Here is a 21,204-nt window from a genome sequence, read left to right on the forward strand (position 1 = left end):
ACACCAGGATATGACTGAAACCCAAGAGCGGGAATTCGACTACGTCGTCGTGGGAGGCGGCTCCTCCGGTGCGGCGACCGCGGCGCGGTTGAGCGAGAAGAACCCCGAGGCGCAGGTCGCGCTGATCGAGGCGGGCCCCGACGACGAGGGCATCGACGAGGTCCTCGCCCTGAACCGTTGGATGGAGCTGCTCGAGTCCGGCTACGACTGGGACTACCCGGTCGAGGAGCAGGAGAAGGGCAATTCCTTCATGCGCATGGCCCGGGCCAAGGTCCTCGGCGGATGCTCCTCCCACAACTCGTGCATCGCCTTCTGGGCGCCCGAAGAGGATCTCAACGAGTGGGAGGACAAGTTCGGGGCCAAGGGCTGGGACGCCGAGACCGGATTCCGGTTGTACAAGCAGCTCGAGAAGAATGAGGACGCCGGAACCCCGGGCAACGAGCACCACGGCGATTCCGGTCCGGTGCACCTCATGAACGTTCCGCCGAAGGATCCCTGCGGCGTCGCGGTCCTGGACGCCTGCGAACAGGCCGGGATCCCCCGGACCCAGTTCAACTCGGGCAAGACCGTGACCAACGGGGCGAACTTTTTCCAGATCAACCGCCGCGCTGACGGAACACGCTCGTCGTCGGCGGTGTCCTACATTCACCCGATCCGTGGTCGGGAAAACTTCCATCTCATCACCGATACCCAGGTCAAGCGGGTTCTGTTCGACGAGGACAAGCGGGCCATCGGCGTCGAGGTCGTGGACAACGCGTTCGCCATCGCCAAGACGATCCGCGCGCGCAAGGAGGTCGTCCTGTCCGCCGGCGCGGTGGACACCCCGAAGCTGCTGATGCTCTCCGGCATCGGACCTGCCGATCACCTGCGTGAAGTCGGCGTCGACGTGCTGCAGGACTCCCCCGGTGTGGGCGAGAACTTGCAGGACCATCCCGAGGCCGTCATCCAGTGGGAGGCCAAGAAGCCGATGGTGCAGGATTCGACGCAGTGGTGGGAGATCGGAATCTTCACCCAGCTCGATGTGCCCTTCGAGGACGAGTTCCCGGGTCGGCCGAACTTCATGATGCACTACGGCTCGGTGAACTTCGATATGCACACCCTGCGCCGCGGCTACCCGACCGCTGACAACGTCTTCTGCCTGACCCCGAATGTGCCTCATGCCCGTTCCCGCGGAACCGTGCGCCTGCGGTCCCTGGACTTCCGCGACAAGCCGAAGTTCGATCCGAAGTACTTCACGGACGAGGAAGGCTACGACATGGCGATCATGGTCGCCGGGATCCGCAAGGCCCGGGAGATCGTCTCCCAGCCCGCGCTCGACGACTGGCGCGGCCGCGAACTGTTCCCGGGCGATGACGTGCAGACGGACGAAGAGATCGCCGACTACGTGGCCAAGACCCACAACACGGTCTACCACCCGGTCGGCACCGTGCGCATGGGGCCCGAGGACGACATCGACTCGCCTCTGGACCCGCGCCTCCGGGTCAAGGGTGTCCAGGGACTCCGCGTGGCCGATGCGTCGGTCATGCCGGAAATCGTTGCGGTCAACCCCAACATCACCTGCTTCATGATCGGCGAGCGCGCCGCGGAGCTGGTGACGGAGGACAACGCGTAGAAGCTCGTGTTTGCCCCGGGGCACCCGGTCGTCGTCGAGGCGGCGACCGGGTGCCCCGTTCTTTTTCGGGTATCCCGTTGATCCGCGCCCGCGGTTTCCTCGGGCGCCGTTTCCTGGCGCGCCGTTTCCTGGCGCGCCGTCAGTCTTCGTCCGGGCGCTGGGCCGGCGGAGGCGGAACGCGAGGGATCTCGGCGGTCTCGGTGCGGGCCTGGGGTGTCTGGAGGGTGTCGATGGCGGAGGTTTCCGGCGGTACCGGTGCGTGGTAGGCGCGCAGTTGCGGGAACTTCGCGCTGAGCGCTCCGACGCTCGCCGCGCACGCCACGGCCCCGTAGACCAGGGCCAGGCCGGGTCCCGCCCACTGGCCGGCCGCCCCCATGACGCCGGACCCGATCCGGGGCCCGCCCGTGACGGTCACGATGAAGAGCCCCTGGAGCCGGCCGCGCATCGTGTCCGGGGCCGCTGTTTGGAGGATCGTCGAGCGGTAGATGCCGCCCACGGCGTCGGAGGCGCCGGCGACCATGAGCCCCACCATGCAGGAGGCCAGCCCGCCCCACGCCGTGGGGGTCCCCGGCGTCGTCGCCACCGCGATCCAGGCGATCGAGACTCCCGACCAGAGCATCCCGATCGTCCACCCCGCGTACGTCCAGGTCAGTGCCGCGCCCTGGCGGGTGACCGCAACGGCACGACCCGAGAGAAGCGTCCCCAGGAAGGCCCCCAATGTCATCGTTCCGGAGAGCAGGCCGGCCACGGCCGCGTTGCCCCCGACCACCGTGATCGCCATTGCGGGGAACAGTGCCTGCGGGAACAGGAAGACCATCGCGCACACGTCCAGCACGAACGTCATCGAGATCACGGGCGATCGCCGCACGAACCCGAAGCCGTCGATGACCGCTTTCACTCCGCGGGCCGGTGCGGTCCCGTCGTGTTCCGGAACCTGGGCGGGCAGCTTGTAGAGCGCCCAGAGCCCCACCGTGAAGGTCACGACGTCGACCGCGTACGTCCACCCGTATCCCACGGCCGCGACCAGGAAGCCGCCCAGCATCGGGCCGAGCGTCGTCGCCAGAGTATTGACGGACATGTTCAGGGCGTTGGCCGCCGGCAGGCGTTTGAGCCCGACCACCTTCGGAATGATGGCCCCACGGGCGGACTGATTGATCGGGTGCACGAAGGACTGCACCGCGATCAGTCCGTAAAGAACCCACACGTTCTCCAGGTGCAGGAAGGCCTGGAGCGCGATCAGCACGCTGACGAGCCACAGGATCACCGATACCGTCAGTGCGACGAGGCGCCGATCGCGCGCGTCCGCGATGACTCCCCCGTAGAGGCCTCCGACGATCAGGGGCAGAACGGCGACCAGTCCCACGGATCCCACGGCGAACGTGGAGCCCGTGATGTGGAAGATCTGGAGCGACACTGCCATGGACGTGACCTGGAAGCCCAGGGTCGAGAACGCAGACCCCATCCACAGACGTCGGAAGTCCGGATACTTCTTCAACGGCGAAAGGTCCATGAGCAGTCTGGCCATGACCAAAGACTAGCCGGGAATACCTTCGCCGGGTCAGGGGTTATGCACCACGAATACGGTTCCACGATGAAAGGAATGCTTTCTTGGCAACCTCACCGAACATCACGTTCAATGACGGCAACCAGATCCCGCAGCTGGGGTACGGTGTGTGGCAGGTCGAGGACGACGTCGCCGAAAAGGTCGTCGTTCAGGCCCTGGACGCCGGGTACCGCCACGTCGACACCGCAAAGATCTACGGCAACGAGGCGGGCGTCGGACGGGCACTGGCCGAGTCCGACGTGGACGAGAACGACGTCTTCGTGACCACCAAGCTGTGGAACGACGATCAGGGCTACGAGTCGACCCTCGAGGCCTTCGACGCCTCGATCGAGCGTCTCGGGCTCACCAAGCCCCTGGACCTGTACCTGATCCACTGGGCACAGCCGGCCAACGGCAAGTACCTGGACACCTGGAAGGCTTTCATCGAGCTCCAGAAGCAGGGGAAGGTCAAGTCGATCGGTGTCTCCAACTTCCCGGAGGAGCAGTTGCGGGAGATCATCGACGAGACCGGCGTGACCCCCGCAATCCACCAGATCGAGTTGCATCCGTACTTCAACCAGGAGCACATGCGACGCGTCAACGAGGAGCTCGGCATCAAGACCGAGGCCTGGTCGCCTCTCGGCCAGGGCGGCGACGTCCTCAAGGAAAAGGTCGTGACCGATATCGCTGAGAAGCACGACGCCCAGCCGGGGCAGGTCATCATCGCCTGGCACCTGGCGATCGGCAACGTCGTGATCCCGAAGTCGGTGACGCCGGAACGCATCGTCAACAACCTCGCTTCTGTGGATGTCCGCCTCTCGGACGAAGAGGTCGAGGCCATCAACGGTCTGACGCGCGACGACGGCCGCATCGGAATGAACCCGACCGAGACCATGGAATAGGCGCCGGGTCCGACCCATGACGAGTGCCCCCGCCCTGTTTCAGGGACGGGGGCACTTTCATGCGTCGTCACATCGGCGAAGGAGAGCGAAGCAACAGGTAATATCCGGTTCCGTCCTTGGCATGCCTGGGCGGCGATGCATACTCTCATAAGGAAAGACGCAGTCAGTGACGGAGGTTCGCTCCCGTCTTTCGCCCCGCCGCACGGCGGTCCAATCTCGGTGGGATGAAGGGAACATGGTCGATTCGGAAGGCTCAGGGTACAAGGAGTTCCTCGACGCTTTCAGGCCCCTGGTCGATGAGCTCGCCGAAGCCGGCTGGACGCGCAGCGAGTGCCGCCACCGATTGGTGACCTTGTACCCCCAGATTGCACGGCATCACCTGGACCGGGTCCTGTCCCAGTATCCGCAACGCTTCGTCCACCCCAGTGACGAGTCGCTCAACAGCACGCTCATGGCCGCGGGGGTCTGGCTGGCACTGAACCATTTGCTCGATCTGGGCGAAGACCGACGTTTCATTGCGGTCTCCGGAGATCCCGCGATCGTCCAGGATCTCTCCCGCATCTTCGAGGGCGCCGGTGCCACCGACGAACAGACCGCGAGGCTTCTCGGACGCATCGGTGCCACGTTCTCCTTCCTGACCGAGTTCCCCGGCGCCTCGATCACCAGCGCCGAATACGAATCCTTCCGCCACGACATGCCGGAGGACCTGACGCGCATGTCACGCCTGGTCCGGAGCAACTGGCCGGCGAGCGCGCGTTCTCTGAGTTCCCAGTTCGGGGAAGGCTCCTGGTCCAGGGCCTTGGTCTCGATCGGGCTGGCCCCCGGGCAGAGGTACGCGCCGGACGGCACGGACCGCGTCCCCGATTTCACCCAGGACCGGTTCCGCAGCGCGATCGCCGACTTCCTGACGTATTGCATCCGGAACAACCGCAAGCCGCTGGCGCTCTTGTACGGCCGGTGGTCCGCCGACGTCGCCCGCCACACGACCCCGCGCCCCACGCTGGCTACGGTCCGGCACCGTTTCGGCTCGTGGCACGAGGCCCTGTCCCACGGACGTCGGCTCATCAACGAGGAGGCTCCGGGCCGCGGCGACCCGCGGTACGAGGAGAACTGGGTCGGCCCGTGGGGGAACACCGACGACGTCGGCACGCAGCAACCGGGGTCCTGGTCCCCGCAGCATTGGATCGACCGGGGAATCGGCGTGGTCGAGCACATCGGCGAAGCCACGGGCGACGAATCCTCGTGGCGCAATCTCGTCGCCGAGATCGCCCACGCCATCAGGGAGCTCCCCTGGAAGCATTTCCTGACGGTCGACTATGAGACCGGAGATACGGGCGGGGACTCACCCTACGCGCAGGCGTTCACCGGCCCGGGCGGGGTTTCCGTGACCGTGGTTTCGGAGCAGTTCCTGCCTGCCATCAAGTGGCCCATGGACGAGGAATACCTGGCCGAGGCCGGGTGGACCCCGCCCACTCCCCACCAGTGGCATTGGGAACGTTCCGGCCTCTCGCTGGACGAGGCGGCCGACGTCCTGGTCGACGCCCTCAGGTTCGGCCGCGGTTGCCCCGACCCGTACCGGTTCCGTTGGGGGTCCGGCGCGCTGTACGAACAGGACCGTTCGGCAACGGTCCCCACGCTCTGACCCACCCCCGGTCTGCGCACACTTTCTTCCGCTCTCGACAGGAGATGATTTTCGGTGTCTTCGACGCCTCCGACGGATTCATTCGACAACGAATGGTTGGGGTACTCCAGAGGCACACCCGAATTCACGCGAATGCTCGTGGCCATGTTCTGTGCCGGCGTCGCGACCTTCGCGCCGCTGTATTCACCGCAGGCCGTTCTCCCCTCGATCGCGGCGGATCTCCACCGGGACGTCGCTTCGGTCGCCCTCATCGTCTCTTCCTCGACGCTCGGTCTGGCCCTGTTCGCCCTGCCGTGGACCTATGTGGCCGACCGCTGGGGCAAGAACCGAGCCATGGCCGCGGCCATCATTGCGGCGACCGTTCTGGGCCTGATCATCCCGTGGGTACCGCATTTCGGGATGCTTCTGGTGCTGAGGTTCGTCCAGGGTGCTGCCCTGGCGGGTCTCGCCGGCGTCGCCGTGGCTTTCATCACGGAGGAGACGCAGCCCCTTCATGCGGGCGCGGCCACGGGGCTGTATGTCTCCGGTACCACGATCGGCGGACTCGCCGGACGCCTCATTTCGGGGCCCGTCGCCCAGTTCTCCGGAAATTGGCGCCTCGCCATCATGGCCGTCGCGGTTCTGGCGACGGCGGCCGCCATCTCGTTCCTGCTTCTTCTTCCACGGGCGCGCAGATTCACGCCCGTCCCCGCGAAGGGCGCCATCCGGACCACCGCATCGCGCATCGGTCGGCACGTGCGGAATCCCGGAATGGTCAGCCTGTTCCTCCTGGCGTTCACCCTGATGGGCGCATTCGTGACGGTCTACAACTACGTCGGCTTCAAGCTCGAATTGCCGCCGTATGCACTGTCCGAGGTGGCCATTTCGATGCTGTTCCTCGCGTACCTTTCCGGCACGTTCACGTCGAGCATCGCAGGGCGTTTGACCGCCCGGTTCGGGAGGCTCACCACGATCCTGGTTTCGATGCTCGTCATGATCGCCGGGGTGGTCCTGACCACGACGTCGCCGTTGGTCGTCGTCGTGCTTGGTCTGATCATGCTGACCATGGGATTCTTCGCCGCCCACTCCGCCGCCTCCGCGTGGACGGGACTGTTGGCCGGGGAAGGCAAGGCCCAGGGAACCGCGATGTACAACCTCTTCTATTACGCCGGGTCGGCCTTCATCGGTTGGGTCGGTGGTTTCTTCTACATCGCCGGCGGCTGGACCTTGACGGGCTGGTTCTGCGTGGCGGTTGTGGCGTTCGGCGCATTGATTGCCGGAGGGGTGCTCCGGCGGGAGAAAACCGCTAGAGTGGGGCAGATCGAAGGGGAGTAGTTCCCAGCGGCGCATACGTGCCAGAGCGGGTTGTCGACACACTGGAGAGTGTTTCTCCCGGCAACCCACCCGTCGAACCGTCCCGGCCACGGCCAGGGATCGTCCGGGCGGGCGAGCGAGACCTTCGGCCCAAGCCCCTTCCAGGGATCAACAGACTAGGGCCGAAGTCTCCGCGGGAGTCCCTCGCGGCCTCGGCCCGAAGGAGACACCCTCATGAGCCAAGAGCCGATCACCCCACGCCCCGAGGACTCGCACGCAGGCGGAGACTCGGATACCCCTGACGCATCAGCATTCGGGAGCGCGCCTTCGACTGCCGGATCTGGCAACCATGCGACAGCAGCTCAGCGTCGGCGTTGGCGCCGCTATCTGGCCGACGAAATTTCCGAGGCCACGGTCTACCGTTATCTGGCCGAACGCACGGACGGACGGGAATCCGAAATCCTGCGCGAAATGGCCGACGCCGAGAAACGGCACGAGCAGCACTGGCGCAACCTTCTGGGCCCCCAGGCCGACCCCGAGCCCCGTCCGTCCGTCTCTTCCCTGGCCCTGCAGTTCATGGCCAGGCATTTCGGGACGGTCTTCGTGCTGGCCCTGGCCCAAAGAGCCGAAGGCCGATCACCCTATGACGAGGATCCGGATGCACCCAGTTCGATGGCGGCGGACGAGGCAGTGCACGAGGAGGTTGTGAGGGCACTCGCGACCAACGGCAGAGAGAAGTTGTCCGGCAATTTCCGCGCCGCCGTCTTCGGTGCCAATGACGGGCTCGTCTCGAACGTCGCACTGATTATGGGAATCGGCGCCTCAGGCGCGAGCCCGCACATGGTTCTGCTCAGCGGTGTCGCCGGCCTGCTCGCCGGCGCCCTGAGCATGGGCGCGGGCGAATTCGTGTCCGTCCGGTCGCAGCGAGAACTCCTGGATGCTTCCCGTCCCACGCAGGTGACCCTCGACGTCGCCCCCGACCTGGACATCGACAGGAACGAACTCGAATTGATCTACCGGGCCCGGGGCATGAGCGAAGAGGCCGCGCACCACCGCGCCCTCGAGCGGTTCGGGCATTACTCCTGCGACTGCGACCCGTCCTTCTCCCACCAGCCGGAGGCCGAGACCGAGGAGGAGAACACGGAGAACGTGGCTCTGGGGACGGACCTCGGCGCGGCGGCGTCGAGCTTCTGCTTCTTCGCCTCGGGCGCAATCATCCCGATCCTGCCGTACCTGTTCGGGATCTCCGGATTCCCGGGGATGGTGATTTCGCTGCTTCTCGTCGGGATCGCCCTCCTGGGCACGGGAGCCGTGGTCGGGCTGCTCTCCGGGGCGTCTCCCCTGAAGCGTGGCCTCCGGCAACTTCTCATCGGGTACGGCGCCGCCGCGGCCACGTACCTGCTGGGGCTGTTGTTCGGCACCTCCGTCGGGGGCTGACCCTCCCCCACCGCCGACGTCGGCGGCACACCTGATGCCGGGGGCGCACTCGCGCTCCCCGGCTCAGGTGCCGCAATAGGTCACGTATTGCCCCTGGTCCGCTGGGGCAGGCTCAGCATAGGCCTCGTGGCCCGGCTTCCAGGTGTATGGATCGGTCACCACGTCCAGGAGCTTGAGGAACGGGTCGAGGTCGCCGTCGTAGGCGGCCTCGAGCGCCTCCTCGACCAGGTGATTGCGAGGCACATAGATCGGGTTGACGCTGTCCATCAGGTCCGGGTCGGGGCCGAGGGCCTGCCACCGGACGAACCAGGCGTCGAAGCGCGGGTCCTCGACCCGATCCCGCAGCTCCTGTGCCGCTTCGCGGTCGCGGACGGCGTCGGCAAGCGCACGGAACGTGCTCGTGAAGTCCAGCGACGAGCCCTCCATGAGGCGCAGGAGCTCCTGGGACACGTCTCTGGCTGTCTGCTCGTCCGTGGCGGTTCCGGTGAGACCGAGTTTGCGCGCCATGGCCTGGATCCAGGCTGCTTCGTAGAGCGGCGCGAAGCTCTGCAGCGCCTCTGTCGCCTTCCGGATGCCTTCGTTGGGGTCCTCGTCGATCACGGGAAGCAACGTCTCCCCGAAGCGGGCAAGGTTCCATTCGGCGATTCCGGGCTGGTTTCCGTAGCGATACCGGCCTTGGGCGTCGATCGAGCTGAACACGGTCGAGGCCGAGTAGGCGTCCATGAAGGCGCAGGGGCCGTAGTCGATCGTCTCGCCCGAAATGGTCATGTTGTCCGTGTTCATGACCCCGTGGACGAATCCGACGGCCATCCACTGCGCGATCAGCTCGGCCTGGACCTCGATCACGTGCTCGTACAGGTCCAGGGCCGGGTTCTGCTCGCCGTCCTCGTCGTCATCGTCCTTTGGGACGTGACGGTCGCGGGCGACGTCGACCAGCCTTTTCACCAGGTCCGTGTTGCCCAGGCTCTGGGCGGCGTACTGGAAGGTTCCGACGCGCAGGTGGCTGCTGGCTCCCCGCGCGAGAACGGCGCCGGGGCGCGGGAGGTCCCGGAATACTTCCTCGCCGGTTTCGGTCACGGCCAGGGCACGCGTGGTCGGAATGCCCAAAGCGTTCATGGCCTCGCTGACCAGGTATTCCCGGAGCATGGGTCCCAGGACCGCTTTTCCGTCTGCGGCTCCGCGGGCGAAGGGCGTGCGGCCTGAGCCCTTGAGGTGGATGTCCCGGAGGCTTCCGTCGTTGGCCGTGACCTCTCCGAGGAGCATGGCTCGTCCGTCGCCGAGCCGGGGTGAATAGGTGCCGAATTGGTGGCCGGCGTACGCCTGCGCTACCGGCCGGGCGCCCTCGGGGGCCGACGCCCCGGTCAGGAGGCGAAGTCCTTGTTCTTCTCGCAGCGTGTCAGGGTCCAGTCCGAGCTGCTCGGCGTACTTGTCGTTGAGGATGACGATCCGGGGATCTGTCGGTTCGTCTCCCGTCCATGCGATGGACAGCTCGGGAAAGGCTTCGGCGAAAACGGACTGCATTCGGCTCCTTCGACGAGGGTGTACCGGGTAGAACATTCTCGCGGCAGATATATTCCTCGGGCGCGGGCACTGGAGACACGAAACCGCCCGGACCAGTCTGCGGTCCGGGCGGTTCGGTGAAGCCTGGTCGGGCTTACTTATTGGCGAAGATCTCGCGCATCAGCTGGGCGGACTCGGACGGAGTCTTGCCCACCTTGACGCCGGCGGCCTCGAGGGCCTCCTTCTTGGCCTCTGCGGTTCCGGAGGACCCGGAGACGATGGCGCCCGCGTGGCCCATGGTCTTGCCTTCGGGAGCGGTGAAGCCCGCGACGTAGCCGACGACCGGCTTGGTCACGTGTTCCTTGATGTACTCGGCGGCACGCTCTTCGGCGTCGCCACCGATCTCACCGATCATCACGATGGCCTCGGTCTCGGGGTCCGCCTCGAACGCCTCGAGAGCGTCGATGTGGGTGGTACCGATGACCGGGTCGCCGCCGATGCCGATCGCGGTCGAGAACCCGATGTCACGCAGCTCGAACATCATCTGGTAGGTCAGGGTGCCCGACTTGGAGACCAAGCCGATCTTGCCGCTGCCGGTGATGTTCGCGGGGGTGATGCCCACGAGGGACTCGCCGGGGGTGATGATGCCCGGGCAGTTGGGTCCGATGATGCGGGTCTTTTGCTTGCCGTCGGCGTCGGTCGAGGCCTTGGCGTGCGCCCAGAATTCGGCCGCGTCCTGGACCGGGATGCCCTCGGTGATGACGACGACGAGCGGGACCTCGGCGTCGATGGCCTCAATGACGGCGTCCTTCGTGAAGGCCGGCGGGACGAAGACGATCGACACGTTCGCGCCGGTCTCCTTGACCGCCTCATCGACGGTTCCGAACACCGGAAGCTCGACGTCGGCACCGTCCTGGGCCTTGTGGGACACCGTGGTTCCGGCCTTGCGGGCGTTGACGCCACCGACAACCTGGGTACCCGCGGCAAGCATGCGCGCGGTGTGCTTGGTACCTTCGCCGCCGGTGATGCCCTGAACGATGACCTTGGAGTCCTTGTTCAAAAAGATAGACATGTTTTCCTTAAGAATTTCGAGATGTATCGGCGGAGTCTTAGGCGGCCTGGTGGGCGAGCTCTGCGGCCTTGTCGGCACCAGAGTCCATGGTGTCTGCCTGGGTGACCAACGGGTGGTTGGCTTCGTCCAGAATCCGACGGCCCTCTTCGACGTTGTTGCCGTCGAGGCGGACAACGAGCGGCTTGGTCGCGCCGTCGCCCAGGATCTCCAGGGCCTTGACGATGCCGTTGGCCACCGCGTCGCAGGCGGTGATTCCGCCGAAGACGTTGACGAAGACCGACTTCACCTGGTCGTCGCCCAGGATGACGTCGAGGCCGTTGGCCATGACCTCGGCCGAGGCGCCACCACCGATGTCAAGGAAGTTGGCCGGCTTGACGTTGCCGTGCTTCTCTCCCGCGTAGGCCACGACGTCGAGGGTCGACATGACGAGTCCGGCGCCGTTGCCGATGATTCCGACCTCGCCGTCGAGCTTGACGTAGTTGAGGTCGTTCTCCTTGGCCTTGGCCTCGAGCGGATCGGTCGATGCCTTGTCCTCGAGACCGCCGTGGTCCTCGTGGCGGAATTCGGCGTTGTCGTCCAGCGAGACCTTGCCGTCCAGGGCGATGATGTCTCCCTCACCGGTCTTGACCAGCGGGTTGACCTCCACGAGGGTTGCGTCTTCCTTGTCGAAGACCTCGCCCAGCGTGACCAGAACGGGCGCAACCTTGGAGCGCAGCTCCTCGGGGAACCCTGCCGCGACAACGATCTCCTCGGCCTTCGCCTGGTTGAGGCCTTCACTCGGGTTGACCTCGACGCGAGCCAGGGCTTCGGGGCGCTCTTCGGCGAGCTGCTCGATCTCCATGCCGCCCTCGACGGAGCACATGGCCAGGTAGGAGCGGTTCGCGCGGTCCAGAAGAACCGAGAAGTAGTATTCCTCGGCGATGTCCGCGCCCTGCGCGATCATCACGCGGTTGACGGTGTGACCCTTGATGTCCATGCCCAGGATCTGGGAAGCGTACTCGTAGGCCTCGTCCGCGGTCTTGGCGACCTTGACGCCACCGGCCTTGCCACGACCGCCCACCTTGACCTGAGCCTTGACGACGGTCACGCCGCCGATCTTCTCGGCGGCCGCTTTTGCTTCTTCGGGAGTTTCGGCAACGATCCCTTGAAGTACGGGTACACCGTGCTTCTCGAAGAGATCGCGTGCCTGGAATTCAAACAGGTCCACGGATATGTGTCCTTCTTCGTCGAAGTCGTACCGGGTGAACCGTCCAGCCCATCCGGCTCTTGTCGTGGAACGCCCTCATCCGCTGCGACACATCTGTCGGCGCGGGAGACAGACGCTCCCCTGATGTGACTTTAGCTCAGAAGGTGGGACCGACCCTAACGAGAAAGGTCGTGTTTCGCCCCAATGCAGTGCTGCCTGAGTCGCATCTCACTCAACGGGTTCGGCCACCGACTCTTCGGCGTGATCGAAATCTATCGAGGACTTCGAGCGGTCCTTCGACCACAGGACCGCGCCGAGGGCGAGCAGGGCCGCCCCCATGAGCAGGAACGCCGGCCACAGGGTGTTCCCCGTCCTGGAGATGAGCCACGTGTTGACCGCGCTCATCGGCCCGCCGAACAGGGCGTTGCCGATGTTGAATACCAGTGCAAATCCACTGAAACGGACCGCGGTCGGGAACAGTTCGGAGACCGCCGAGGGCAGGGCGCCGTCGTTGAGGGACAGGAATGCCCCCATGATCACCAGCGCCAGGACGGCCAACCAGTAGTGGCCGGTGCCCATCACGAGGAACGCCGGAACGGTCAGGACGATGAACAGGCAGGACGCGAGGATCAGCGTGTTGCGGCGACCCATGCGGTCGGCCACGGACCCCGTCAGGAAGATGAACGCGATGTATGTGACCAGCGACAGCGTCGTGGCCAGCTGGGACGCCGCGGCGTCGTACCCGAGGTTCTCCGAGAGGTAGGTCGGCATGAACGTGAGGACCACGTAGAACCCCACCGCGTTGAGGAGCACGATGCCGAGCCCCTGGATCATCTGCTTCGGGGCGCTGGTGAGCAGCTCGACCAGCGGCGGGGTCGGCTTGTGCCCTCGTTTGACCTGTTCCATCTGGCTGGTGGTGTGCTTCACGAAGGCGGGCGTGTCCTCGATCTTGCGTCGGATGTAGAGGCCGATGAGCCCCAGCGGCGCGGCGACGAGGAAGGGCAGCCGCCAGCCCCAGGAGGCCATGGCGTCGTCGGACAGGAGGCCGTACAGGAGCGTCGCGGCGAGGGAGCCGAGCAGGAGGCCCGACGCGGTGGATGCGGGAACCACGGATGCGTACCGTCCCCGCTTCCCGCGCGGGGCGAATTCACTGAGGAGCGCCGAGGCGCCGGCGTACTCACCTGACGCGGAGAAGCCTTGGACCAGCCGCAGCAACAGGAGGATGAGCGGCGCGGCGATGCCGATCGTCGAAGCCCCGGGCAGGCAACCGATGAGGAAGGTTGCGCCGGTCATCAGGAGGATCGACCAGGCCAGGGTCTTCGTGCGTCCGAAACGGTCGCCCCAGTGGCCCCAGAAGAAGGCCCCGACGGGTCTGATCAGGAAAGCGACGGCGAACAACCCGAAGGCCATCAGCGTGGACTGTGCGGCATCGCCCGGGAAGAATTCGGAGCCGATCGTGACAGCGAGATAGCTGTAGGCCCCGTAATCGAACCACTCCACGAAATTGCCGAGGAAGCTGGAGACGATTGCCTTTCGCCGTTGCCCGGCATCCGGATCTGTGGGGTGGGGAGCGTCCGCCGCGGCGGAATGGTTCGACTCGGAGGTCTCGGATGAGGAGGTCATGAGGGCCCTTCGGTGTGTGGTCTGCACAACACCATACCGATATATCCCCTGGTCAGCAGCGATTCAACGCACGCCGGGACCTGTCCGACGAGGGCTGCCCGCTACTGATCGACCTTGGTCAGTGGCGCGTAGCGGAGGAGAAGGCGCTTTTCCTCGTTCGCGAATCTCACCTTGGCGACGGTCTTGTCCCCGCCTCCTTCGACGCCGATCACGCGGCCCTTCCCGAACGTTTTGTGCTCGACGGTGTCACCCACGGACAGGGACGGGATTTCCTTCGTCTGATTGACCCTCGATGGCTTGGAGGCGCGCGCACCCAACGCGGGCGACCCCTCGATACCGCCCGAGTACCCGGCATCCTGGCTCGCGGGGGCCGGCCGCCGGGAGGGACCGGAGCCCCGCCCGCCCCAGGCACCCGAACCGCTCCAGGACGTGGAGTCTCTGCGACCGGCGCCCCCGGAGAAGGAGCCCGAGCCGTAGACGGCCGAACCGAATCCTCCGGGCGAGAACCCGGAGGCGGACCCCAGGCGCTTCCAATCGATGAGGTGTTCCGGGATCTCCTCGAGGAATGGAGAAGGCGGGTTGAACTGCCCCTGGCCCCACATCGACCGGGATTCGGCTCGGGTCAGGTAGAGCCGCTCCATGGCTCGGGTCAGACCCACATAGGCGATCCGGCGCTCCTCGCTCATTTCCTTCTCATCGGCGAGGGCCCGCTGATGAGGGAAGATTCCATGTTCCATGCCCGTCAGGAAGACCACCGGGAATTCCAGGCCCTTGGCGGTGTGCAGGGTCATGAGCGTCACGACTCCCTCCTCACGGGCCTCGGCCACTTCCCGTGCCACCTGTTCGGCGGAAACCCCGCCGTCCTCCTCGTCGCCGGCCTTCGGGCGATTCGGGATTTGGTCGGCGTCGGCAACCAAGGAGACGTGCTCGAGGAATTCGGCCAGACCGCCGTCCGGGTTGTCCCTCTCGAATTCGCGGACCACGGCCACGAGCTCGGCAAGGTTCTCGACCCTGGACTCGTCCTGGGGATCGTCCGAGGTGCGCAGGGCCTCGAGGTAGCCCGATTGCTCCAGGACCGCCTCGAGGCACGTCGCGGCGGTTTCGGTGGACGCGATCTGCTGAAGGTCGTCCATCAGCGTCACGAATGCCCCGATCTTTTTGGCCCCGGCGGCCGCGAGTCCCGGAGCCTCATCGGCCGTCCGCGCCGCCGCCATGAAGGAGGTGCGATTGCGCGCGGCCAGGTTGGCGATGGCGCCCTCGGAGCGTGCACCGATCCCCCGTTTGGGTTCGTTGAGAATACGGCGCACGCTGATGTCGTCGTCGGGATTCATCAGGGCGCGCAGATAGGACAACGCGTCCTTGATCTCCTTGCGTTCGTAGAACCGCGTCCCTCCGACCACTCGGTAGGGCAGACCGACGCGCATCAGAATTTCTTCGAGGGACCGGGACTGGGCGTTGGTCCGGTAGAAGACGGCGACGTCGCCCGGGGCCACGCCGTCCTCGTCGCGGAGCCTGTCGATTTCCTCGGCGATGAACCTCGCCTCGGCGTGCTCGTTCTCGGCCACGTAACCGGTGATGAGGGGGCCGTCTCCGGAAGCGGTCCACAGTTTCTTGTCCCGGCGATCCGGGTTGCGCTGGATCACCGCGTTGGCTGCCGTGAGGATGTTCTGCGTGGACCGGTAGTTCTGCTCGAGCAGGATCGTGCGGGCCGAAGGGTAATCGCGTTCGAAATCCGTGATGTTCCTGATGTCCGCACCGCGGAAGGCATAGATGGACTGGTCGGAATCTCCCACCACCGTCAGCTCAGCCGGTTCCGTCCCCTGGGGGTAGGGAGTCTGTCCCGTTTCCGCGGGACCCGAATCGTGCCCGGTCAGCTCCCGGACCAGAGCGTACTGGGCGTGGTTGGTGTCCTGGTATTCGTCCACCAGAATGTGCCGGAAGCGCCGCCGGTAGTATTCCGCGACCTGAGGGAAGGCGCGGAACATGAAGACGGTCTCCGCGATGAGGTCGTCGAAGTCCATCGCGTTGGCCGCGCGCAGCCGGCGAGCGTATTCGCTGTACACCCTGGCCACGGTGGATTCCCACGGGTCATTGCTCGATGCAGAGGAGGCGTTCTGCTCGGCATCCACGAGTTCGTTCTTCAGCGCGGAAATCCGATGTTGCAGGGCCTTCGGCGCGAATTTCTTGGCGTCCAGCTCGAATTCTTTGGCGATCAGGGTGATCAGTCGGAGGGAATCGGCGGCGTCGTAGATGGAGAACGAGGATTTCAGCCCGAGAGTCGCCGCTTCGCGCCGGAGAACTCGGACGCAGAAACTGTGGAAGGTCGAGATCCACATTTTCTCGGCCCTGGGTCCCACGAGTTCGACGACGCGTTCCCGCATCTCGGCCGCGGCCTTGTTGGTGAACGTGATCGCCAGGATTTCGCCGTGGTGGGCGCGACCGGTGGCCAGCAGGTAGGCGATCCGGTGGGTCAGGACACGGGTTTTTCCGGAGCCCGCACCCGCCACGATCAGCAGGGGCGCACCCGAGTGGGTCACCGCGGCAGCCTGGTGCTCGTTGAGTCCCTCGACCAGTTCTTCAGGGCCGCGGGAACCTGCCCCCTGGCCTTGGGGCTGGGAGGTCTGGGGTTCGAAGAAGGAAGAGTCGCGCAAGAAATCCATACTGGTTCCAGTCTAGGGGAACACAGTTTCGATTCGCGTCCCCCGGCTGCGGGTGTGACGGTCCATAATTGGCATATGGGCATGTCGAAGGGACAAAAGCAACGGCTGTACGGCGACCGGGCGGGAGCGTCTGCGTCGCCCCCGAAAGCCGATTCGACCTCTCGGAGGCCGGGCGGGCAACGCGGCGGCCCCGACGCCGAGGGCACGACTGGCCGTTCGCCGCAGGCCGAGCCGGCCAAGAAATCCTCCGCGGGGATCATCACCGGCGTGCTGGTGGTCGTGTCAATTCTGATGGTCGTCTACCTCCACGCGTCGCTCCTGCCCCGGCTGGGTGCGAGCGCGCACACGACCGTGCCCGAATTGGATCCCTTCGGATTCGTCTCCGATGCCCCGCACGTCGCCCGGAGCCTGGGCGACGCCGGTCGCAACGCGTACGTCGCCATCCACTGGTCCTGGGGCCTGATCTCCCCCATCTTCCTCGGCGCCGCGTGGTTCGCCATGGTCGCCGCCTCGGGCATCCGGGGACGACGCCGCACCGCACTGTGGATCCCGCCGCTCGTGTTCGTCGTCCTGACGATCGCCGGAAACCTTGCGGTCGACGCCGCTCTGTCCGACCCCGCCGGTGCATGGCCGGGACTTGCCGCCGGGCTCGTCGTCGCACGCTGGTTCTTGCTGGTGATCATGGTCGCCGAGGCGGTGTGGCTCGCTGTGCGCCTCGTGAGGGGAAAGCTGGATGCATTCTCCCGGGGAGAGCTCGAGGGCCAGCAGCCGCGCCGCTGACCCCACGTGCAGGAGGTATAGCCTTTTACCCGACAACTATCCCAATTACTTCAGCTTCGTTGCTCTCTCGTAGCGCCTGGATCCTAGAAGATAAAGCCGTAGGCGACCAGCCGGCCCCGACGTGGAGAATGGCAGAGGGCGGGTGCCCCCTCGTCCTGGGCCCCACGGTGCCGGGAAGATATTCGGCGACGCCTGGGTGCCAGTGGTCCCGTCCCCGGGCGCGGTGATGGTTTCGGTTGCTGGGGAGTTCTGCCTGTCCCCTTCGGGAACACCCCCGCGGGTGCGGGGAAGATGTCGTGAGAAGAGACTTCGCAGCGCCTCAGCGGGGAACACCCCCGCAGGCGCGGGGAAGATGGCGGCGGCCCCACCGGCACGCGGGACGAAGAGGGAACACCCCCGCAGGCGCGGGGAAGATTGAAGCGATCTAATGGCGCATTCAGTCCACAAGGGAACACCCCCGCAGGCGCGGGGAAGATTTCGTCATCTCCTAGTTCGGCGTACTCTTCCAGGGAACACCCCCGCAGGCGCGGGGAAGATCCAGGTCTTGCCACCAATAGTCATCGTTTTCTGGGGAACACCCCCGCAGGCGCGGGGAAGATCGGATCACCATTTCATACTCACCATCCGCGAGTGGGAACACCCCCGCAGGCGCGGGGAAGATTCGGTATTTGGGGTCTAGGTAGTACCCGGATTCGGGAACACCCCCGCAGGCGCGGGGAAGATCACCGGATAGGGCTATCGACCAGCAAAACGAGGGGAACACCCCCGCAGGCGCGGGGAAGATTCCAGGTTAAGGGAGATAAGCCGGTTTACCCTGGGAACACCCCCGCAGGCGCGGGGAAGATGTGGTGTTGGCCTAGTCGAGGCTGGCGCATTTGGGAACACCCCCGCAGGCGCGGGGAAGATTTATGCCGGTTCCTCGACCGCTGAGGGGTACGGGGAACACCCCCGCAGGCGCGGGGAAGATCGCCATCTGCTCTCAGACACTACACACCCCATGGGAACACCCCCGCAGGCGCGGGGAAGATGCTGGCATGAGGTCGCCGAGGAGTTTGCCGCCGGGAACACCCCCGCAGGCGCGGGGAAGATTTTCGCGAGATCCTCGCGAGACAGTCGCGAGGGGGAACACCCCCGCAGGCGCGGGGAAGATCTGTTGTGGGGCATGGTGGCCTCCTGGTTGCTGGGAACACCCCCGCAGGCGCGGGGAAGATTCAGGGCTCTTCGCAGTTGAGGGGGTAGGTGGCTGAGCGCGTCGGTCGCCGGATGAGGGTCGAGGCCTTCCGATGATGGAAGTTCTCACACTGACCATCTGCCGGAAGACCTCGACGTGCACCACGCTACCTTCGCGACCCCTGATCTGACCGTGTTCTGCCATCTCGACGAGCTCGGCCTCGTGGCCACCGGTCAGCTTTTTGAGCCGGATCGCGCGGTGATCGAGTGCCGCGTCGCCGAGCCGGATCCGTGGTGCCGGGGATGCGGTAGCCAGGCGCTCTCGCGCGGGACGGACACGCGGCGTCTCGCCCACGAGCCGTTCGGTCATCGCCCGACGACGCTGCTGGTCCGGGTCCGCCGCTACAAGTGCTCGGGATGCGGACGGTCCTGGCGTGAGGACCTCACGGCAGCGGCGCCCGAGCGAGCCAAGCTGTCCCGTAGCGGGATGCGGTGGGCGTTGGAAGCGCTCGTGATCGACCACCTCACCGTCGCCCGCGTCGCCGCCGGACTCGGTGTCGGTTGGCACACGGCGAACAACGCGGTCCTCGCTGAAGGGCGTCGAGTGCTGATCGACGATCCCGCCCGGTTCGACGGCGTCGCCGTGATCGGCGTCGACGAGCACGTCTGGCGCCACACGAGAGTCGGCGACAAGTACGTCACCGTCATCATCGACCTCACCCCGAACCGCGACAAGACCGGCCCCGCCCGTCTGCTGGACATGATCGAGGGTCGCTCGAAAGCCGTGTTCAAGACCTGGCTCGCCGCACGCCCGCAGGACTGGCGCGATGGTGTCGAGGTCGTCGCGATGGACGGGTTCACCGGCTTCAAGACCGCCGTCAGCGAGGAGCTCCCGGACGCGCAGGCGGTGATGGACCCGTTCCACGTCGTCCGCCTCGCCGGCGACGCCCTCGACACCTGCCGTCGTCGCGTCCAGCAGTGCCTGCACGGCCGGCGGGGCCGCAAAAACGATCCGCTCTACAAGGCCCGCCGCATCCTCCACACCGGCGCGCAGCTGCTCACTGACCGGCAGCAGACCCGTCTCGAGGCACTGTTCGCGGTCTCCGAGCACGTCGAGGTCGAGGCGACCTGGGGCATCTACCAGCGCGTGATCGCTGCCTACCGCGAACCCGATCGGAAGACGGCGAAGAAGCTGATGACAGCCGTCATCGATTCCGTCTCCAGCGGCGTCCCCGCCGCGCTCGTGGAGGTCCGCAAGCTCGGCCGCACGCTCAAGCAGCGCGCCGCCGACATCCTCGCGTTCTTCGACCGGCCCGGCACGTCCAACGGGCCAACAGAGGCGATCAACGGGCGCCTGGAACACCTCCGCGGCTCCGCCCTCGGATTCCGGAACCTCACGAACTACATAGCCCGATCGCTGCTCGACACCGGCGGCTTCAGGAACCACCTACACCCTCAAATGCGATGAGCCCCAATGGCTCACGACGGGCTTCCTTCTGACCATGGCCTGCATTATTCCGACCACGGGGTGGATGCTCGAGCGGTTCACGATCAAACGGCTTTTCGTCGTCGCGCTCAGCCTCTTTGTGGTGGGGACTGCTCTTGCGACTTTTGCCCAGAATTTCCCGACGATTCTCGCCGGACGCATCATCCAGGCCGGAGGCACGGGAATCGTTCTTCCCCTGCTCATGACCTCAACCCTCATCATGGTCCCTCCCGCACGCCGCGGAACGGTCATGGGCCTCAACTCCGTGGTCATCGCGGTCGCACCCGCCATCGGCCCCACCCTGTCGGGCATCATCGTAAATGCACTGAGCTGGCATTGGGTCTTCGGGCTCATGCTCCCCATGGGCGTGCTCGTTCTTTTCACCGGCAGCTTGGTCCTCAAGCCCACGGGTCAGACTCGTGCCCTCCCCCTGGACGTCCCCTCCGTCCTGCTGGCGATCGTCGGGTTCGGGGGCATCGTCTACGCGCTCGGCTCCGTGAGCGCAATCGTCGCCGGAAACCTGGTGCCCTTGATCGGGCTCATCCTCGGCGTCATCGGGCTCAGCCTCTTCGTGTCCCGGCAACGCCGGCTCCAGAGGAACTCCGAATCGGCGTTCCTCGACCTGCGGCCCTTCGGGGTTCGCAATTTCCGCCTGGGGGTGTCCGTTCTCATGATCGCGATGGCCCTGATGCTCGGGTCGGTCATGGTCCTGCCGATCCTCCTGCAATCGGGCATGGGTTTCAGCGTGCTGACCGTCGGCCTGGTCATGCTGCCGGGCGGCCTGATCCAGGGCCTGCTTTCACCGCTGATCGGACGAGCCTACGACAAGTTCGGTCCCCGGCCGGTGGTGATTCCCGGGACGATCCTGCTCACCGCGGGCGAATGGCTGTTTTTCCTGGTCGCCCCGGGCACGGGAATTGCCTACATCGTGGGTGTCCACATCACGTTCAGTCTCGGCATGGCCATGATCATGACGCCGATGATGACGGTTGCTCTCGGTTCCTTGCCGCACAAGCTGTACGGCCACGGTTCGGCCATCATGAACACCCTCCAACAGTTGGGCGGTGCCACGGGCACAGCGTTGCTGACCGCAGCACTGACCCTCGGCGCAGCCGTCGCGGTCGTCGGGGGCGCGTCCGACAACGATGCCCAGATCAGCGGGGCCCATGTCGCCTTCGGCTTCGGGGGTGTGCTCGGCGTCGTCGCGATCCTCATCGCGCCGTTCATCAGCAAGGTCAAGGGGGAGAACGACGCCGCACGGTAGTCCACGAGCCACCCACGACCGTGGAACAATGTCC

General features: G+C 65.8%; 13 protein-coding genes, 1 pseudogene and 1 CRISPR repeat array. Of the genes and pseudogenes, 8 read left to right on the top strand and 6 right to left on the bottom strand.

Annotated features, from left to right (window positions below):
* Positions 1-10: 10 nt before the first annotated feature.
* Positions 11-1,612: a GMC family oxidoreductase gene (locus ACTSLZ_RS12050; protein WP_397555942.1), complete on the top strand. Its 1,602-nt coding sequence runs from the start codon at positions 11-13 to the stop codon at positions 1,610-1,612.
* 139 nt (positions 1,613-1,751) lie between these two features.
* Here ACTSLZ_RS12050 and ACTSLZ_RS12055 read toward each other — a convergent pair whose 3' ends face one another.
* Positions 1,752-3,137, bottom strand: coding sequence for an MFS transporter (locus tag ACTSLZ_RS12055; protein ID WP_443095166.1), 1,386 nt, complete (start codon positions 3,135-3,137; stop codon positions 1,752-1,754).
* Positions 3,138-3,220: 83 nt separating this feature from the next.
* On the opposite strand from ACTSLZ_RS12055, the gene ACTSLZ_RS12060 reads away from it, so the two are divergent.
* From ACTSLZ_RS12060 to ACTSLZ_RS12075, 4 genes are all read left to right on the top strand, one after another.
* A complete protein-coding gene (locus ACTSLZ_RS12060; protein ID WP_443095167.1) occupies positions 3,221-4,057 on the top strand; it encodes an aldo/keto reductase in 837 nt (278 codons plus the stop codon).
* Between the two features lie 235 nt (positions 4,058-4,292).
* Positions 4,293-5,699, top strand: a complete 1,407-nt coding sequence (locus tag ACTSLZ_RS12065; RefSeq protein ID WP_397555944.1) for a TY-Chap domain-containing protein — start codon at positions 4,293-4,295, stop codon at positions 5,697-5,699.
* Positions 5,700-5,753: 54 nt separating this feature from the next.
* Positions 5,754-7,013: an MFS transporter gene (locus ACTSLZ_RS12070; RefSeq protein ID WP_129314952.1), complete on the top strand. Its 1,260-nt coding sequence runs from the start codon at positions 5,754-5,756 to the stop codon at positions 7,011-7,013.
* Between the two features lie 213 nt (positions 7,014-7,226).
* Positions 7,227-8,429: a VIT1/CCC1 transporter family protein gene (locus ACTSLZ_RS12075; RefSeq protein ID WP_443095168.1), complete on the top strand. Its 1,203-nt coding sequence runs from the start codon at positions 7,227-7,229 to the stop codon at positions 8,427-8,429.
* Positions 8,430-8,492: 63 nt separating this feature from the next.
* On the opposite strand, the gene ACTSLZ_RS12080 is transcribed toward ACTSLZ_RS12075, so the two are convergent.
* The 5 genes from ACTSLZ_RS12080 to pcrA form a co-directional block, all read right to left on the bottom strand.
* Positions 8,493-9,950 (bottom strand): protein adenylyltransferase SelO, encoded by a 1,458-nt coding sequence (locus ACTSLZ_RS12080; RefSeq protein WP_443095169.1) that lies wholly within the window; start codon positions 9,948-9,950, stop codon positions 8,493-8,495.
* Positions 9,951-10,083: 133 nt separating this feature from the next.
* Positions 10,084-11,001: a succinate--CoA ligase subunit alpha gene (sucD, locus tag ACTSLZ_RS12085; RefSeq protein WP_129314945.1), complete on the bottom strand. Its 918-nt coding sequence runs from the start codon at positions 10,999-11,001 to the stop codon at positions 10,084-10,086.
* A 37-nt stretch (positions 11,002-11,038) separates the two neighbouring features.
* Positions 11,039-12,208, bottom strand: coding sequence for an ADP-forming succinate--CoA ligase subunit beta (sucC, locus tag ACTSLZ_RS12090; RefSeq protein WP_443095170.1), 1,170 nt, complete (start codon positions 12,206-12,208; stop codon positions 11,039-11,041).
* Between the two features lie 207 nt (positions 12,209-12,415).
* Positions 12,416-13,810, bottom strand: coding sequence for an MFS transporter (locus ACTSLZ_RS12095; RefSeq protein ID WP_443095171.1), 1,395 nt, complete (start codon positions 13,808-13,810; stop codon positions 12,416-12,418).
* Positions 13,811-13,911: 101 nt separating this feature from the next.
* A complete protein-coding gene (gene pcrA / locus ACTSLZ_RS12100; protein ID WP_443095172.1) occupies positions 13,912-16,470 on the bottom strand; it encodes a DNA helicase PcrA in 2,559 nt (852 codons plus the stop codon).
* 81 nt (positions 16,471-16,551) lie between these two features.
* On the opposite strand from pcrA, the gene ACTSLZ_RS12105 reads away from it, so the two are divergent.
* From ACTSLZ_RS12105 to ACTSLZ_RS12115, 3 genes and pseudogenes are all read left to right on the top strand, one after another.
* On the top strand, positions 16,552-17,250 hold the full coding sequence (locus ACTSLZ_RS12105) for a hypothetical protein (RefSeq protein ID WP_443095173.1): 699 nt from the start codon (positions 16,552-16,554) through the stop codon (positions 17,248-17,250).
* A gap of 264 nt (positions 17,251-17,514) precedes the next feature.
* A CRISPR array of direct repeats spans positions 17,515-18,461; the repeat unit is 29 nt; unit sequence GGGAACACCCCCGCAGGCGCGGGGAAGAT.
* A 116-nt stretch (positions 18,462-18,577) separates the two neighbouring features.
* Positions 18,578-19,888, top strand: coding sequence for an ISL3 family transposase (locus tag ACTSLZ_RS12110; protein WP_179628043.1), 1,311 nt, complete (start codon positions 18,578-18,580; stop codon positions 19,886-19,888).
* Between the two features lie 16 nt (positions 19,889-19,904).
* Positions 19,905-21,170: pseudogene (locus ACTSLZ_RS12115) on the top strand (DHA2 family efflux MFS transporter permease subunit); the annotation flags it as partial.
* Between the last annotated feature and the right edge of the window lie 34 nt (positions 21,171-21,204).

It is taken from the genome of Rothia koreensis (assembly GCF_052232265.1).
GTDB lineage: Bacteria > Actinomycetota > Actinomycetes > Actinomycetales > Micrococcaceae > Rothia > Rothia koreensis.